Below are 17,817 nucleotides of genomic sequence, written 5' to 3'. Positions count from 1 at the left end.
CAACCCAGCACACCCTCAAGGCATATATGCAAGCCATTCACACCACCCCACGACCGACAATCATCACCGCAGCACGCGAAGGCCTAGACAACCGATACCGGCAAGAACACCAAGACAGCACCATCCAGCCAGTCCCCCAACGCCACACCACCGCAGCGCCCCACCATTCTCACCGGTCCCTTTCGCGAACACCACACGGCCGGCCGCACTCGTATCCCGGACGGCAGGGGCCGTATACGCCCACGCCTGGTGAAGAGGCACTGACCGGAAACCCTTTCGCTCCGCCTGGGCCTGCATAGGCTCGCCCTTCCGCATGTGCCCCGGTTCGGCACGTGTCATGACGATGAGCCGATCACCTCGGGGGTGGAGATGGCGCAGGAGTCGACCCGTCCGTATCCGGTGGGCGAGCTGCTGGCCGCGGTCCGGCTAGAGGTCGCCGCCGAGCTGCGCAGTGACGGCAGGGACGAGCAGAAGGTGCCCTTGTGGTGTGAGGTCTCGGGACTTTGTTGACAGTTTGGCGTCAGGACATGGTTGACGGTCTCAGGTGATGCTGGACGGTGGGTCAGAGTTTCGGAGCGTGGATCTTGGCTCTGAAGCGGGTGACCGGGTGCTGGTTCTTGCGTGGGTGGAGTGCGAGGTCGGCGCCGTTCAGGGTGATGCGGAAGTAGGTGTCCTCGACGTGGACGGTGACGGTCTCTCCGGCGTAGGTGCGGCCGACGCGGATCCGTTGGCGGGCGACCATGATGACGCCGTCGGTGGGGACCTTGCGCTCGGCGCGGACCGATCCGGCAGCAGGTGCGGGTAGTTCCCCGGTGCCGACTCGGGCGCCGCGAAGTCCGGTTCGTTGATCGGCTTCGAGCGGCGCGGGCAGGGTCTTGGCGAGGACGCCCTCATGGACGACGTGCATCAGGTGCCCGTCCAGACGCAACGTGACGCGCTGGCCAGCGAGTTCGTATCCGACGGTCACCTTGGCTTTGCCGAGGCTGGCGACGCCGCTCAGGTCGACCTTGCGGTCGATCTCGATCACCGTGCCGGGTTCCGGACGGCCCAGCCTGCTTGCGGCGGGGGCCGCGGGTGGGGGGCCTGCCCGGACGGCTCCGCGCATCGAAAGTTCGTGCAGATTACCGGCGTCCAGGCGGGAGGGGACGCTCCTGACCAGCTCGCCGTCAATGACGATATGGATCGTGTGCTCGTCGGCCCACACCCGCGCGCGGCGCCCCGCGTAGTTGTTGCCAAGCCTGACTCTCTGAACGCGGGGCAGCACGCCGACGATGCCGGTGGCCGCGACGACCGCCTCGAACTCCACTGCCGGCGCCGAGGCCGGAATCAGCATGGTCACGGGCGCCGCGGACTCGGTCGCGGCGGAAGGCTCCGTAGCTGTGGCCGGAGTGGCCACAACGGTCGGTTCCGGCGGCGGGTTCGGCCGGAACCGGCTGGAGGGGGTGGCCATGTCGAGGGCCTGATGGGGCCGCTTCGTGTTGTAGGTGTGTACCCAGGCATCGACCGCCGCCTGGGCCGCGGGCAGATCGGCGAACGGGCCGGAGACGTCGAGCAGTTCACGGCGCAGGGTCTGATGCCACCTCTCGATCTTCCCCGTCGTGGTCGGCGAGTACGGCTTGATCAGCTTGGCGGTGACGCCGTTCTCCCGGCAGACCCGCTCGAACAGCACCTCGGCGGGCCGCGGTTTGGTGAAGCGCCCGGTGAACTGCTTGCCGTTGTCCGTGAGAACCTCGGCCGGAACCCCGTAGGTCCGCATCGCGCGCAGGAATCCGTCGGCCACGGCCCGGCCGGACGGCACCGCGAGGACGGTTGAGACGACGACGAACCGGGAGTGGTCGTCGATCCCGGTGAGCATCTTGCACTCGCGGCCGTCGGCCAGGAAGATCCCGCCGACCAGGTCCATCTGCCACAGATGCATCGGCGTCTCGCGCTGCCACCGCTTGTACTTCCGGCGATGTTTCTGCTCCTGGCGCCGGATGAGCCCGTTGCGCGCCAGGACCCGGTGGACGGTCGCCCGTGACGGTGCGGTGCCAGCGCCGGTCTGGGCCACTTCGAAGGCGATGCGGCGGGCACCCCAGCGGGGATTCGCCCTGCGCATCTCACACACCAGGGCCTCGACCTCGGAGGGAAGCCGGGTCGGGCTGGTGCGCGGGCGCCGGGATCTCTCCCTCAGCCCTCCGAGTCCCCCGGCCTCGTGCTTCGACTTCCACGTGTAGACCGTCTGGCGTGACACGCCATACCGGACGGCAACCTCGCTGACCGGCGAGCCGTCGAGCACCTCAAGCACCGCCCGGTAACGCTGCTCGACGAGCCATGCAGGGCCACGCTGCCCCGGTTCATCCTCATTGTCCACAACTGTTCATGATCGAGGATCAGTTGAGACATCGTCAAGAATGTCCTGATACACCTGTCAAGCCTCTCCAGAGACTCTTCTGTCGTCTATCTCCTGAGGCCACACATCACACTGCTCAAGGGCCGCCGTACCTCGCGGTCCGAGTCGCGGCACGAGTACCTGTTCCAGTGCCGCACGTGGCAGGACGGCCTCGACGGCAAGCCGTACCGCTTCGGGACGTCGTACGAGGGGCTCGTGGACACCGTTCACCGGCTCCCAGGGGAGTCAGCGGCCGATCGTCGTCCTCGACACGACGGCAGGATCGGGCAGGTCGCCAGGGTACTTCTTCAACGGAACCGGCCTGTCCTCGCACACCTGCCGGCTCCTCAACGTCGCGCCGAGCCGGGCTCAGGACCACCTCGTCGTCCTTGCGGACGTCGAGCACTGGCCGCGGATGGCGGCCTGGAAGGTGCTGATCCTGGACGGACGTGTGCTGTGGCACGGCTCGCTCAACCTGCTGGCCGACAAGGGTCCCACCGACCTGATGATGCGGCTCACGGACCCGGTGGCGTGCGAGCGGGTGGGACGGGTCATCGAGCGTGCCCGCTAGGAGGGGACCGCGTGGAACCCTCGGACGACAGGCGCGGGCAAGGCGGGCGGGGCAGACCGCGCCGCCGGAGAACGCACCTACCTGGAAGTCCCCTACGCGGACAAGGACCAAGCGAAGAAGCGGCTCGGCGCGCGACGGGATCCCGGCCGCCGCAAGTGGTACGTGGACGCCGCCAAGGTGAGCAGGGAGGCGGCGGCGCGCTGGCTGCCGCCTTCGTCGTGACGTCCGCCGAACGGTCGTAGGCGCCCCTGGGCGGCGGGCACACAGCGCTCACCGACGGCGGAGATCCCGGGCCGGCAGGCCGGGCACCGCGTCCTCCCGGAGGTGGTGGGCCGTCCCCCACCACCCCTGCTCGCCGCGAAAAGCGGGGCACCGGGCTGATCAGGGACCGTCGACGGGTACCAGACCGCCCTCCGACTCGACCACGGCGCCGGCGGCGATCAACGCGTCGATGTCACTCGTCAGCGCGTCCCTGATGTCGGCGCCGAGCCGCGCCCAGCCGAAGAAGCGAGCGGCCTCCCGCAGCAGGTCCTCGCGGTGCACGCCCGGGCCTTCGCCGACCACGTTTCCGAGCACGAGCTGCCGCTCCGCCACCGGGACCTCCGCCACTCGTCGGGCGCACCGCTCGGTCGGTGTGCGGGCGAACTCCATCTCGTGGCCGGGCCTGTCGTAGGCCGTACCCACGCGGACGATCCTGCCCTGCTTGAGCAGGCGGCGAAGACCTCGGTCGATACGGTCGCGAACCACCTGCCCGGCTCGTCCGAGACCCCACGCGAGACGGACCCGGGCGTAGATCACCTCCTTCTCGACAGGTCCTTCCACCTCGACCACGCACAGCGCCACGTCCGCCACGACGTCGAGGGCATCGGGGTCCTGCAACTCCACACTCCCCATGCCTCGCCGGCTGCCCGACCTGTCACGCACCTCCGCCAACAGGCCGGGGTCGACCTCCTGGTAGGGACGGCTCCACTGCGCCGGGCCGGCGTCGACCACCACGAACTCCACTCGCGGTGCTACCGGACCACCTGCCGCCTCCACGGCCTCCCCGCCGCTCGCGCCGGGGAGGCCGTCCACGGCTTCGGCCGTACCGCCGCCGCTGTCGAGGTCGCCGCCACTGCCGACCGCCTGGGCGGGCGGCGCCACTCGCGCCGCGTGCGGATCCTCCGCACAGGCCGCCTCCACCGCGGCTCGCAGCCGTGCCATCGCGTCCCGGCGGTTCCGGTACCAGTCCGTTCCCCAGATCCGGTGCAGTCTCCAGCCCAGGTCGCGCAGGACTGCCTCCCTGAGCCGGTCGCGGTCGCGAGCCGCCCGGGAGGAGTGGTACATGGCGCCGTCGCACTCGACACCGAGCGCGTACGCCCCCGGTGCGCCCGGGTGACGTACCGCCATGTCGATGCGGAAACCGGCGACCCCCACCTGTGGCTGGACCTCATGTCCCCAGCCGCGCAGGACGTCGATGACCTCCTCTTCGAAGGAGCTCTCCGGAGCCGCGTCCGGATCGGCGGCCTGCGTCTTGAGGATCGCCGGACCGTGCTGGGCGTACTGCAGATACCGCTTGAGGTGCTGCACGCTCTTGTTGGCGCTGTCCGGCAGGTCCCCTCCGTGGAAGGAGGCGACGACTTCCATGCGGCGCCGGGCGCGGGTCACGGCCACGTTGAGGCGTCGCCAGCCGCCCTCCCTGTTGATGGGGCCGAACGTCGACAGCAGTTTGCCCCGGTGGTCGGGGCCGTAGCCGACGGACAGGATGATGACGTCGCGCTCGTCGCCCTGGACGGTTTCGAGGTTCTTGACGAAGAAGCCGTCCAGGCGGCCCTCCGTGAAGTGGTGGTCGAGGTCCGGGCGGGCCGCCCTGGCCTTCTGCACCGCCTCCTCGATCGCCTCCGCCTGCGCCTTCGACAGCGCGACCACGCCGAGGGTGTGCTCGGGCCGGGTGTCGAAGTGGTGGACGACGCGCTGGGCCACCTTCGCGGCCTCAAGGGGGTTGTCGCTGTTGCCGCCGCGGTCGTAGACGCCGTCCGCCTTGATGAACTCCACTCCGATGTCCGGCCCCTGTTCCAGCGCGCCCGGGAACGTGACCATGGAGCTGTCGTAGAAGTCGTGGTTGCTGAAGGCGATCAGGTTCTCGTGCCGGCTGCGGTAATGCCAACGCAGAGGCAGCCCGCGCAGGACTCCGCTGGCCTTGCACATGTCGAGGATGGACTCGAAGCCGTCGGTGGCGTCCTCGTCCCACTCGTCCCCGTCATCGCTGTCGCCCGAGGTGCTGAAGAAGGAGGTCGGCGGCAGTTGCTTCTGGTCGCCCGCCACGATGAGGGCCTTGCCCCGGTAGACGGAGTTCACCGCGTCCTGGGGCAGTACCTGGGACGCCTCGTCGAAGACGACGACGTCGAACTCGAAGTCCGGCGGCAGGAACTGGCTGACCGTCAGCGGACTCATCATGAAACAGGGCTTGACCAGTCGCACCACGTCGCGGGTCTGCTGCAGCAGGTGCCGTACGGGCATGTGGCGGCGCTGTTTCTCCGCCTCGCGACGGAGCAGGGCGGCCTGGCCCACCGATGTCCGGCGGGGACGGCGGGAGTTGCACGCCGCGATGACCTCGGCGTGCGCCGCGGCCACCAGGTCCTGGTCCACCCTCCGAAAGCGCTCCACCAACTGGTCGCGTTCTACGGCCCGCATCGGCTTCAGCCCCGGGTCGTTGGCGAGTTGGTGCTCGACCCACGCGGTGAGCACCGCACGTTCCATGGCGGCCGGGAACTCCGCGGCGGACACCTCACGGCGTGCGAGCTGGTCGGGCAGCCCGTCGAGGTGGTAGCGGCGCAACCGGGTCAGCGCGTCGGCGCAGCTGGTCCAGGCCTCCGGGCCGAAGGGGTCGCGGTCGAGGCGGGACAGGACGGACCGGGCCGCGGTGAGGGATTCGCCGAGTTCGCGTCGCAGCTCCTCGGCCCGGTCGGGCTCGAAGTGCCCGGCGAGTGCCTCGCGCTGACGGCTCCAGTCGCCGGCGCGGGCCGCTACGGACGGATCGGCCGCCGCGGTCAGCATCAGCCGGGCCGCCGTCCGCGACAGGGGCCCGGAGTGGCCTCCATGTGCTGTTCGACGGACCTTCCGGGCCCAGTCCAGGGCATCCAGAATCGCGTCGCGATCTGTCCCGGTGCCCTGGTAGAGGGATCCGAGAAGGCTTCGGTACAGGATGTCGTTCTCCGCGAACGCGGACTCGGCGGCGCGGGCGGAGACGACAGCGGCCACCGCCTCCCTGGCTCCCGACAGGGTGAGGCCCGTCTCCTGATCCATGACACGGGCGGCCGAGCGGATGAGGTCGGCCGCGTCCTCGAAGGGCTCCACGTGCGCGCGAAGCCAGCTCGCCGACCGTTCGAGAGGGTGGCCGAAGAGCGCCGTACCGACCGCCGCGAAGTGAGACCGCCCGGTGAACTCCTGCCACAGATCCAGGTCACGGCGGATCTGCTCGGCCTGCGCGAGGAGTTCGCGCGGTTCGGGCCGGCCGTCGGCCAGTACGTCGACGAGGCTGTTCCGGCGCGCCGGTTCTGTGAGCGCGTCGGGTGCCAGACGTGCGATCAGCAGGGCGGAGTCCAGGGCGGCCCGCACCGCCTCGCTGCGCGGGTTTCCCGCCGGAGCGTAGGGGCCCAGCAACTCGATGTGCCGCTCCGCTGCGTACGGGCCCGGCTGCCGTCGCGTCAGGTCGAGGCCGCGCCGCAGGAGCTGCCCCACGGACTCGTAGCCCGTCAGACCGTTGGGCGGGGCGTCGTACAGGTCGTCCGCCTGCGTGTCGAGGCCCTGGTACCAGGGGCCCAGCAGGTCACGGTCGGTCACCGCCCGAGCGACGAACTCGGCGGTCTCCCCCTGTGCCGCGTGCGCGGCCGTGACCGCCGTGCGCGCGGACGCAAGGGTGTACTCGGAGCCGGGGCCGCTGTCCCGGCGCCCGACCGAGGCCACGGTGTCCAGCAGGGCGACTGCCTGTCGCAACGGGGCGAGGTGGGCGCGCAGCCAGCGGGCGGCAGCGTCGAGCGGCTGCTTCGTGAGGTCGTCCGCATGTGGTGCCAACGACGGGCTGTCCAAGTTCCTTCGCCATGTGGCGAGGGCGGAACGCAACTCCGTTCCCTGCCCGACGAGAGCGGATCGCGGCTCTCGGCCGTCGGCCAGGTGAGCGGCGAGCAGACTCCGGCGGTAGGGGTCGGCGACCGTCTCGGGCGCGAGTGCGTGGACCGCCTCCGCGTGCGCCAGTGCCTTGCGCAGCGCCGTGACGTCGGGCAACGCCGTACCTCTATGGCGGCCGAGCAGCTCGGCGTGGGTCGTGGCCAGCGACCGCAGCTTCCGGTGGGCGGCGCACCAGGCGTCGGCCAGAGGCAGCTTGTCGTACAGCTCGCCACGCCACGAGCCGCCGTGCGTCAGCCCGGCCACGAGCTTCCGGTCGGCCCGGATGCCGCTGGACAACATGCCCGCGAGTCCCTGGCGGCCCTCCATGAGCCGGTGAACCGCTTCGGGCAGTTCGGGCGTGAGGACGGCTTCGGGCAGGAAGGTGTCGCGCGCCGCCTGCTCCGCGGCAGCCAGGTCCTCGGCAGCCGCGGAGATCTCCGCGACGGCTGCCTGAGCACCGGGAAGTGCCCGGGGATCGAGCCACTCTTCGCACGCACGGTCCGAGACCGTGGCCAGCTCCACGAGCGTGGCCAGGTCGTCCGCCTCGGACGTCGCCCTCGGTCGGTCGCAGCCGAGGCTCCCGGCCACCGAGTCGGCGTGCGCCGCGGCCGTCTCGAGGGCGCCGGCAAGCGTGTCGAACCGCTCGGTCAGCTCCGCTGCCTCGCGGCCGGTCAGCGACGCGATGTCGACGCCCGGCGGTTCCAGCGCGGCGAGGGCCTGTTCGTTGGCCGGCCGCCCGGCGCTCACTTCTCGACGCAGCTCGGCCCACCCCGGGCCTGTGTGGTCGGTCGCGAGGGTCTGGGCGGAGAGCACCCGGTCCCGTCGTGCGAAGAAGTCGCCCAGCGCGTCGGCGACGGCCCGGACCGCCGCTTCCTCCGCCCGCGCGGGCCCGTCAGGGAGCAGCCACTGCTCACGAGGGCGGTACTCGGTCCCGGCCACGGCGATCACGTCGCACAGATGGCGTGCTTCCTCCGGGCTGTCGGGTTTCGTGAGCCCGGTGAGGTGGCTCACACGGGTGAGGCTCTGCGCAGTCCGTTCCAGTACACCAGCGGTCGCGTCGAACTCCCCGGCGAGCTGTCGCGCCCGCTCCTCCGTGAGTGCGCCGAGGTCCAGTCCTCGCGGCACCATCGCCGAGAGCTGCTTCTCGGCTTCCTGCGGCTCAGCCGTCAGCCTGGTGGACAGCTCCGGCCAACGCTCACCCACCGCCGCACGGACGGCAGCGCTCGCACGCTGCGCCCTGCGCAGTTCCGACAGGAAGGCATCGGCCCGGTCGTCCACCTCGTCGGCGAAGGCTTCCGTGGTCAACCACGTCTCCGGTACCGGACTCCGCACGTCGAGCAGCCGCAGGAGCGCGATGAGACGGTCGATCCCGCTCTCGTCCGTGACGGGCACTCCCCCGGGCGCCAGGTCTCGGTACCGGTCGATCGCCGTGGTGACCGCGTCCCGCGCCGCCTGGGCCTGCTCCAGCACGGGCCGGGGATGCGGCAGGCCGGCTCGCAGGTCACGCCAGGGGAACGTCGGATCGGCGACCGCCTCCCATGCCTCGGAGATGGCTTTCGTCGCCTCGACGATCAGGCGCAGGTCCTCGGCACCGAGCGCCTCGGCCCGCAGCGTCTCCCCGGCCCCTGTGCCCGTGTCGTCCCCATGTCTCAGATAGGCCACCGGTGCCTCGGACAGTTGACCGACCCGACCGAGGACGTCGTGCAAGGTCCGTCCGAGCGGGGCACGGACCTCGTTCATCGCTTCGGCGTAGGCGCTGAGCGCGAGGCGCAGTTCCCTGGCCTGGGCCATGGTCTGCTGTGACAGTTGCGGTGCGCGCGGCTCCTCCACGAGAGCCCGGCCCAGCTCCTGGGCCACCGCTTTGCGGCTGGTGTTGTGGCTGTGGAGGGCCAGGGCGTACGAGTCGAGTCCGACCGACTTCAGCCGGTCGAGGACGACGTCGAGAGCCGCCGCCTTCTCACTGACGAACAGCACACTGCGGCCCGCGTGCATCAGACCGGCGATCATGTTCGTGATCGTCTGGCTCTTGCCGGTACCGGGCGGGCCGTCCAGGACGAACGACTGTCCGGCCACGGCCGCGGCGACGGCCTGCCGCTGGGAGGCATCGGCGTCGAGCACCAGCGGGCTGTCCTCGGGCGGGCTCAGTTCGTCGATCCGGTCGAGCTCGATCTCCTCGAAGTCGAAGTGGTCGGAGGCGAGTCCGGATTTCGGGCCGAGAGCCATGGCCCTGACGAGGGCGCTGTCAAGAACTCGGTCCTCGTTGTCCAGCAGATCCTGGTACATCGACTCCTTGTGGGAGGCGAAGAGCGCGAGCACCACGCGGTCGGAGATCTGCCATCCGGTCTTGCCAGCCACCGATCGAGCCGCGGCGGAGAGCACTGCCTGCGGGTCGGAAGGATCCTGTTCGCCGACCGGCGTCCAGTCGATGTGGAGCTGCTCCAGCTTCACCCTCAGGGCCGGGTTGAGGCGCGGTTCCTCGTCGTCGCTCGCCTTGATACGGATCCGGCCGTTGCGCGCGCGTTCGATGACCACCGGCAACAGGACCAGGGGGGCGTCGCTGCCCGTCTCGGCTCCGTCCTCACGCCAGCGGAGCATGCCGACGCCGAGGTTGAGGGTCCACAGGCCGTAGTCGTTGAAGACCTGCGTCGCTTTGGTGCGCAGGCTGTTCAACGCGCGCAGGAGAGAAGGCGCGGTGGTCTTCTGGGTGACGATTTCGTCGGTGCGGTCGCTCGCCTTCGCGAGGACCACGTCGCCGGATCGCGCTCCCTCGCCGGCCTCCGGTTCCTCGTCCGGGAGCGGCGCGAAGTCCCAGCCGCGAGCGAGGCCTTCGACGAGTTCCTGCGCCGAAGGGATCGTGATCTCCAGTGTCGCCGACTTGGTGTGGCGGAAGTTGAGCAGCCGGTTACGGCCGCTCAGGTCCACCAGCGAGGTACGCCAGCTCTCCAGCATCGCCTTGAGGCGGTCGAGTTCCTGACTGCCCTCGAAGTCACCCGGATACGTCACGCTGGCCCCTGTTGTTGTCGCTTCCGGGCCAACGGAGCACCGGCGTCGACGACGGTCTCTTCTGTCACCAACGCAAAACGCGGCCACAGACGTCCGTACTGTCCCAGTGGCCGCACAAGTCCCGCTGATCCCCCTGGGCACGAATCCTACGGTCGTCACACCACTGCGTGAAGCGGTAACTACAGAACGGTTCCGTCGGCGCTCGTCCGCGGCCGCGCGGAGACGGCCGTGAAGCTCCGAGACCGCGCCGAAGACGCATCCGGCAGCCCGGCCTCGGGACCCAGGCCGTCGAGCGTCCCCGAGCGCCGGATCCCCGAGCCCGCGGCAGCGCCTGCCCCCAGATCCGGTGCCTCAAGCCACCCAGCGTCCGGGCGGGACGGACCCGGGCCGGACAGCCGGCGCATTCGGGGCATCACACCCACCGGACGACCCGCCGGATTTAATTTGCAATCGTTACCGTTGTACAAAAAATAAAATATGAAGATCACTTACGATGTAGTCCAAGTAGCTTTGCACGGACGCGAGTTGGCGCTAACCTTGACGGGTCGAAGACAGGCATCCATCGATCAGCGCCAAGTTTTTCTCAGGCTTCCCGGGCCTCCACTTAGGTAACAGGATCCGCAGGAGCCGAGCGCACACGGAAGGCGAATTCAAAATTGACCTTGTTCTACGGGGCGGCGCACGCCCTCATCGAGCGTAACGGACGCTTTCTGGCGACCCGAAGGGCCGCCGTCGACGACTACATGCCACTGAAGTGGGACCTGCCCGGTGGAACCGTCGACCCTGGCGAAACCCTGGAAGACGCACTCGTCCGCGAGGTCCTTGAAGAAACGAAGATCAAGGTCGGTGTCGAGCGTCTGCTGTACGCGTACACCAATCTTGCCACCCTGCCGCAACGCCAGACGTTCCAGACGGTTTTCCTCTGCCGCTATGTGGGCGGCGAGGTACAGCTCGATCCGGCCGACCACGACCAGTTCATCTGGGCGGAGAAGGCCGATATCGACAGTCTGGACGCCATGGGCTTCCTCGCCGGCTTCCGCGAGACAGAGGCGTACCGCACCGTGAAGTAGTGACCAGGAACCGGGGGGCTTCCGTGCGAGTACGTTCCGTGGACATCTACGTGACCTACCGGTGCAACCTCCGGTGCATCCATTGCTTCGTGGGCGACAACCTGTCGACTGCCCAGAGCTTCACATACGAGTCCCTCACACGACTGATCACAGCGGCTCGGCAGCAGTGGGAGACGGAAGAAGTCACGTTCCTCGGCGGCGAACCGACCCTCTACCCCCGCATCGTCGACGCGGTCCACCTGGTCCAGCAGCAGGGACTCCACGCACGGCTCGTCACCAATGGCCTGCACGGCTTTCGGTCGTTCGTCGACCGCTTCGACGGCATGCGACTACCCGTCGTCGGCGTGAGTATCGACGGCTCGTGCCCCGAAACCCATGACGCCGTCCGGGGAAAGCGGGCATTCGACCGCATGATCGCCAACGTCGCATACGCACGGGAGCGCGGCTATCAGTTGTTCGGCATCATGTCCGTAAGCAGGACCAACGCGCACGATGCCGGCAACATCCTGCGCCTGTGTGAGCGATTGGGGCTCACCTGGGTCAACATCCACTACGTGTCCAACCGCGGGTTCGCCACACCGGAAATCGTGCTGTCCGTACCCGAATGGCAGGCGCTGATCCAGGAATGGGAGGATCAGTCGGCGGGGCTTTCGATGGATATTCGCCTGGAGCGCACATTCGTCCCGGCAGAGGGCCACCGAAGAACCTGCGCCGTGCGCAGCCAGGACAATCTCCTTTTCCTGCCGGACGGACGTGTGTTCCTGTGTCCCATGTTCATAGATGTCCCGGACGCGCATTCCTATACCTGGTCCGGAAGCCAGCTCGTCAGTCGGCAAGACCGTAGAACCGAGTCGGTGCTGTGCTCGCACACGAGCCCCGTTCACTGCCCGGCTCTCCGGCATGTGAACCCGGATTTGCACGCCGCCGTAGCCGATGCAGGACTGGAGATGCCCTGTGTGCTGGAGAAAACCCGCCTGAGCCGGGGGCTGGTCGTCGATGACCAGTGAACGCCGATGAAGATCTGGACGGATGACGACCTGGCTTTCGTACGGGAACGCACGCGTCACTGGGACCTTCACTACTCGCAGCACTTCTGGGGCGGCCCGCTCTACGACCTGGTCGAGCCGCTTCTCTCGTCCTTCAACCAGGACTGCGGGGTCCCCAAACAGATCGGCACTCCTTCGGAGTCACTTCCCGAGACCACCGCGACGGTTCTCCTGTCCCTGCACCGCATGGGTCTCCTCAACGCCTCGATGCGCAGGCGGATCCACGAATACCTCTGGTCAACTCATTACGCGCTCGCCGCCGGCATCGCCGAGGATGGCAAGTACCCCGAAGCCGAGTGCTGGAGCGCGGTCTCACGGAACGTCTGGGCGACGGCCATGTCGCTCTGGGCACTCATCTCGACCGGCTACAAGGGCGGAAACACCGAGCGCTACGCCTCTGCGGTGCGGTGGCTGATCGACGCGCAGGACGAAGACGGCGCCTGGGGTTTCAGCCGGGACGCCCGCAACCCTCCCTCCGTCTTCCTCACCGCAGTGTGCGCGAACACCTTGCGCATGACCGCGGAACTCCTCGATGAAGGATCACGCCGGATGGACAACACCTCCGTGCATGCCGCCATCGACGCCGCGGTCGGATATCTGAAACGGGCCAGACGAAGACGGAGCGGTCTGTGGCACACAGAAGCGGGAGAAGCCGAGCCGACAAGCAGTGCGATGGCCCTCTGGGCCATTCGACGGTGCGACAGCATCGACAACGGTGACCTGCTGCGCTCTGGTCTCCGCGCGCTGTCGAAAGCCGTCGGCAGCGCATCCTGCGCGGCCAGCCTGGAGATCGCGGCGGGAACACTGCCCGACTCCCGCGAGGCCATCGCGCTGCAAGGCTATACCCCTGCCATTCCGCTGGCGCTGCTACAGCTCGACGTGGACCCGTTCCACCGATTGGTCCTGGGACCGCTCCAGTTCCTCCGCACGACTCGCCAGCCCGGCGGCTGGGAGTTTCCGGTCATGGGTGACGGCCGACAGGGCCGCTACGTCAAGGCCGTTCCGTACGTGGGTACGGGTGAACCCCTGACCTTCACAACAGCGCTGGCCCTGCAGACGGCGCACGCATGGCACCGACGCACCATCCGCTGGACCATCGAGCAGCGCATGGCAAGGACATAGGCCCGCTGTCGCTCGCCGCAGTGACACACAAGAGGGGGATAACCATGACGGCTGTCCTGTTCGTGCACGGCACGGGCGTGCGGGCGAACTCCTTCGACACCACTCTCGACGCGATATCCCGTTCCTTGCGCACCCAGCGCCCGGACCTTACGGTGCACGGTTGCTACTGGGGCGGTCGGTACGGAAGCGAACTGTTTGCCCATGGCGCCTCGATACCTGTTCCCGACGAGGCACGCGGTGCTGAGTCCGACGGCGTTCCGGACGACGTGGATACCCTGGTGTGGGAGCAGTTGCAGGATGATCCCCTCTTCGAGCTCCGTCTGCTGGTGCTGACGGAGGGGCTGGACTCCCAGGACGGAGGCTTCCACCCGGGCCGGGAGCCGGCCGGCCGGGCCCTGCAGCAGAGGTACCGCCGGTTCGCGGCGTCCGACCGGATCGAGAAGCTGTTCAGTGAGGTCGGACTCGCCGAACAATTCGCCGCCGCCTGCCGCACGCTTGTCATGTCGGAGGCCTTCGGCGATCTGGAGGTCGGCGACGTCGAGGCGGTCGGTCTGTGGCCGGTCGTGGTCCGGGCGACGGTTGCCGAGGCACTACGACGAGCGGAGCAGGAAGGTTGCTCCGGCCTACGAGTCGTTTACGACCCGGAGTGCAGGGACGGATTCATCCGTACACTCCTCGAGGCCACGGACCACGAGCATCGCGGCGTGATCGGCAGCTGGGCGAAGCAGCGGATCGGGACGTTCTTCGCGGGCCGAACCACCTCCTACGTGTCACGGCGACGGGCGGCATTCACGGACTCCGCTGCTCTGGTCGCCGGTGACATCCTGGTCTACCAGCGCGACGGTGCCGCGATCCGAAAGTTCGTCGCCGACTGCATCAGTACGCTGGAGCCACCGGTGACGGTGATCGCCCACAGCCTCGGTGGCATCATCTGCGTCGACCTGTTCGCCACGAGCGACCACTCTGACGTCCGTCTCGTCACCGTGGGCACTGCGGCGCCACTGTTCTGGGAACTCGACGCGCTGTGGGGCCTGCGCGCCGGCGCTCCACTCCCACCGAACTTCCCCGAATGGGTCAACGTCTACGACCCGAACGACATTCTCGCATACGCCGCCGCCCCGTTGTTCGAGGACCGGGTTCGCGACGTCCGAGTCGACAACGGCCAGCCGTTCCCACGCTGCCACAGCGCGTACTGGTTCAACAGCCAGTGCTGCGAGGCTGTGCTCAGCGCATGCCCGTGAACGAGTTCCTGCACGCTCGGGCAATGGTGGTGGGCGTCGAGACCTACGCAGCCGGGCCGACATGGAAACTGACGGGCCCGGCGGCCGACGCGCTCCGGTTCACGGACTGGCTGCTGGCGATGGGCATGCCCGCGGCCAACATCAGTCTCTTTGCCAACAGCGCCGACCCGTCCGCGATGGACGACTGGCGGCAGCGGACAGGCATGAGCGTCGGAGAGCCGACGTGTGACGCCGTCCACGCCGCACTGCTCGACGTGGTCAGAGACCAGCCGTGCGACGTCCTCTTCTTCTTCTGGGGCGGTCACGGGATCACCGACCCCGAGGGCCATCTGCGCCTGTTCACCGGCGACGCGCACGAGGAAGTACTGCGCAACCTCGACCTGGACGATCTCATGAGGGCCTTTCGCTCGACGACGTTCACCAAGGTCAAGCGTCAGATCCTGATGGTCGACGCGTGCCGGCGCTTCGTTTCCTACCGTGAGCTGCGTCGAGGGCTGCCGACCATGTCCCTTCCCCGGGGAGAACTGGGCCGGACGGACCAGTTCACTCTGTGCGCCACCAGGGAAGGCGACCTGGCAGCGAACCTCACGAGCGCCGGGACAGGACGGTTCTCCTCAGTGCTGCTCCGGAAGTTGCCGGCCACGCCGGGCGAGCTGCCCGACATGGACGACGTCGCCCTGCAGGTCCGAGCCGAGTTCGAACAGCTGCGGGCCACCGGGGAAACCACGCAGGTGCCGGTGTTCTACTCGTCACGAGGCCACGACGGCAGCGTACGGTCGGATCAGCTGGTCCCCTGGGCGGCGGCGGCCGCGGCAAGTCCGGTGTCGGACACGCGGCAGCATGTGCAGCGGCTGACACTCAAGCTCGAAAGCCGGCTCATGGGCGAGATCCGGCTCAGCGGCATGGGACCGTCCTTCGACTCGTTGGAGCGGTCGTCGGTGGTGACCAGGGCACAGGTACGGTCCACGGCCATCAGCGCCGAACACACCCTGGTCCCGGACGTAGTCGACTATGTGCGCCGCACAGCGGTGCGCAGGATGATCGTCAGCGGTGCGCCCGGAATGGGCAAGAGCGTCCTGCTGGACCTCCTGGCGCTGGCACAGTGCCGCCAGTACCAACCCGACGAGTCGGCGATACCTGTGCTGGTGACCCGCCACGGCGATCCGCCTCGTGGATTCGCCGACATCGGGGGCATGCTCCGTGATGCGGTGCCCTTTCTCCACAGCGTCACGCTGGACGAAATCCTCTACCAATGCGCCTTCTACTACGACGCGTTCGACGAGATGACACCCCAGCAACAGGCCGCTGTGCTCGATTTCATGCGTGCCCACCCGAACGCGTCGATCATCCTGTCGGCCCGCGCAGCCCGCGGCCTCGACTGGTCAGTGCCGAACTGTGTGGAGGTGGAGTTGCTTCCCCTGGACCCGCCCGAAGTCTTGCGTCACCTTGAATGCGAACTGGGCACGAGCGCGGCGGAGGAGGTCTTCTGGCAACTCGCCGGGCGTGACTACGAAGTGGTTCGGGACAACTGGCGAGCTGCCGGGGGTATTCCGGAACAGATATGGTCCCTCTCCGCCGCAGTACCTCGAAGGCTTCCCGGTGAGGTGGCGGCACTCCGCCTGAAGCTGCTGCGTGATCCACCCGCTGCTCTTCAACTGGCGCGAACTCCGTTCTTGCTGCGCGCCATGGTAACCATTCGCCGCAAGGGAGAGTACCTCGATCTGTCGAAGCCGGATATCCTCCATAATCTGGTCGCATCGCTGTGGAGCAGACTGCACGCGGAAGTGGGGTACCGCGACATCACGATCGAGCAGTTGTTCTCCGGTCTCGCCCCCTTTGCGGTGCAGTTGATTCGTGAACGCCGGGAACACCACGCTCTGGGTTCTGCGACCGCCGCGGCAGCCTGTGCGGGAGAGGCGCCGACGGCCGGTCTCATCGAAGCTGCCGTAGTGGCCGGAATCGTCGAACAGGACAGCTCAAGCGTCGCATTCCGGCACCGCGTGATCCGTGACTACTTCGCGGCCTCAGCCCTGTCCATCCGCATTCCAGACCAGGTATCCGTGGACGAGTACATCGATCCGACGGCATGGTGGGTGGAAACGCCGTGGCGGGCCACGTTGGGATTTGTTCCCAGGTACCACGGCAGCCTGGATCCACTTGTTTCCTGGCTCGGACAGGCGCAGCCGGAGACAGCGGCGATGTGCATCCAGGAAAATGGCAATCTGCCCGCCGAGTCGGCGCGGCAGATCATTCGCGGTGTGGTCAAGCAGCGGCTCGCCGAGAGTTCAGCGCGTCCACCGGCGGAACTGGCGGCGCTCGGCCGCGCCCTCGGTATCGTCGGTGACGACCGTCCAGGCGTTGGCGTAGGCCACCTGATGACGACCAGTGTGCCCGCCATCGCGTGGGCATTCATACCGGAACAAGTAGTCGCTCTTTCGGAATCCGTTTCCGTTTCCGTACCGGCTTTTCACATCAGCAGGTATCCCGTCACAAACGCGCATTACGAGGTTTTCCTACGCGATGGCGGCTACGGCAAGGACGGTCACTGGACGAGGCGCGGCATCTCCTGTCGGGACCAGTTCGGGTGGTGTGCGCCCGAGCAATACGGGCCACCTTTCGATTTTCCCAACCATCCGATCGTCGGCATCAGTTACCACGAGGCACTCGCATTCTGCGCCTGGCTGGGAGAACGGAGGGGGGAGCAGGTGGCGCTCCCCACCGTTCCGCAGTGGATGGCAGCGGCAAGATCGAGTGACGGCTTCGAGGGATATCCCTGGGGAAGCGACTTCTCCACCAACCGAAGCAATAGCAGGCAGGCAGAGATCAGAACCACGACTGCGGTGGGCGTCTTCGCCTCAGGTATGAGCCACTTCGGGCTCTTCGACTGCGGGGGAAACGTCTGGGAGCTCTGCACACCGGACAGCGATACCCGGCGTACGAGACGGCTTCGCGGGCTGCGCAGGAAGTCGTTTGAAGACGAGTACGTCTCGATCAAGGGTGGATCTTTCGCGCACTACTGGTGTTCTGTCAAGACGCGTACGAATGTGACCGTGCGCGAGACGGACCGTGAATGGGATGTCGGCTTCCGGGTGATGAAACGACTTCATTGAATCAACTGGTTCCGGCACCGTCGGGATGCCTGGAGAGGTATCACCTGAGGAGTTTGCTCACGGGACCGAGGACCTCGCGCGGGATCTGCGGGCGACGTCACGGCGCCGCAGCCCGCCTGGGCGCCCACGTCCGCTTC

At 67.9% G+C, this 17,817-nt stretch carries 9 protein-coding genes; 7 read left to right on the top strand and 2 right to left on the bottom strand.

Translation table 11 applies throughout. The features are described from left to right. Positions 1–562 precede the first annotated feature (562 nt). The gene (locus tag ACZ619_RS19135) at positions 563–2,353 is read right to left on the bottom strand and encodes an IS481 family transposase (RefSeq protein WP_469600057.1); all 1,791 of its coding nucleotides are present in this window, start codon (positions 2,351–2,353) and stop codon (positions 563–565) included. 433 nt (positions 2,354–2,786) lie between these two features. Between ACZ619_RS19135 and ACZ619_RS19130 the strand changes: the two genes are divergently transcribed. After that, complete coding sequence (locus ACZ619_RS19130; protein WP_469600055.1) at positions 2,787–2,942, top strand: hypothetical protein; 156 nt, start codon at positions 2,787–2,789, stop codon at positions 2,940–2,942. 81 nt (positions 2,943–3,023) lie between these two features. Beyond that, on the top strand, positions 3,024–3,164 hold the full coding sequence (locus ACZ619_RS19125) for a DUF5710 domain-containing protein (protein ID WP_469600107.1): 141 nt from the start codon (positions 3,024–3,026) through the stop codon (positions 3,162–3,164). A 159-nt stretch (positions 3,165–3,323) separates the two neighbouring features. Here ACZ619_RS19125 and ACZ619_RS19120 read toward each other — a convergent pair whose 3' ends face one another. Then, positions 3,324–10,091 carry a DUF3320 domain-containing protein gene (locus tag ACZ619_RS19120; RefSeq protein ID WP_469600053.1) on the bottom strand — a complete coding sequence of 2,256 codons (6,768 nt, stop codon included), beginning with the start codon at positions 10,089–10,091 and terminating at the stop codon, positions 3,324–3,326. 656 nt (positions 10,092–10,747) lie between these two features. On the opposite strand from ACZ619_RS19120, the gene ACZ619_RS19115 reads away from it, so the two are divergent. The 5 genes from ACZ619_RS19115 to ACZ619_RS19095 are packed head-to-tail and all read left to right on the top strand — an operon-like array spanning position 10,748 to position 17,680. Next, positions 10,748–11,161: an NUDIX domain-containing protein gene (locus ACZ619_RS19115; RefSeq protein ID WP_469600051.1), complete on the top strand. Its 414-nt coding sequence runs from the start codon at positions 10,748–10,750 to the stop codon at positions 11,159–11,161. Positions 11,162–11,199: 38 nt separating this feature from the next. Further along, entirely contained in the window at positions 11,200–12,168 is a 969-nt protein-coding gene (locus tag ACZ619_RS19110; protein ID WP_469600049.1) for a radical SAM protein, read from the top strand. A 6-nt stretch (positions 12,169–12,174) separates the two neighbouring features. Next, positions 12,175–13,329, top strand: coding sequence for a prenyltransferase/squalene oxidase repeat-containing protein (locus tag ACZ619_RS19105; RefSeq protein WP_469600047.1), 1,155 nt, complete (start codon positions 12,175–12,177; stop codon positions 13,327–13,329). A 44-nt stretch (positions 13,330–13,373) separates the two neighbouring features. Continuing rightward, entirely contained in the window at positions 13,374–14,570 is a 1,197-nt protein-coding gene (locus ACZ619_RS19100) for a hypothetical protein (RefSeq protein ID WP_469600045.1), read from the top strand. Next, positions 14,561–17,680, top strand: coding sequence for an SUMF1/EgtB/PvdO family nonheme iron enzyme (locus tag ACZ619_RS19095; RefSeq protein WP_469600043.1), 3,120 nt, complete (start codon positions 14,561–14,563; stop codon positions 17,678–17,680). The genes ACZ619_RS19100 and ACZ619_RS19095 overlap by 10 nt, the downstream gene beginning before the upstream one ends. The last annotated feature ends 137 nt before the right edge of the window (positions 17,681–17,817 follow it).

It is taken from the genome of Streptomyces sp. NPDC104367, from assembly GCF_055583825.1.
This window is presented reverse-complemented; position numbering and strand designations above follow the sequence as displayed.

What these genes read in the sequence shown, in the direction of transcription:
- ACZ619_RS19105 (WP_469600047.1), top strand. Translation starts at nt 12,175, where the DNA reads ATGAAGATCTGGACGGATGACGACCTGGCTTTCGTACGGGAACGCACG.
- ACZ619_RS19095 (WP_469600043.1), top strand. Translation starts at nt 14,561, where the DNA reads ATGCCCGTGAACGAGTTCCTGCACGCTCGGGCAATGGTGGTGGGCGTC.
- ACZ619_RS19130 (WP_469600055.1), top strand. Translation starts at nt 2,787, where the DNA reads ATGGCGGCCTGGAAGGTGCTGATCCTGGACGGACGTGTGCTGTGGCAC.
- ACZ619_RS19100 (WP_469600045.1), top strand. Translation starts at nt 13,374, where the DNA reads ATGACGGCTGTCCTGTTCGTGCACGGCACGGGCGTGCGGGCGAACTCC.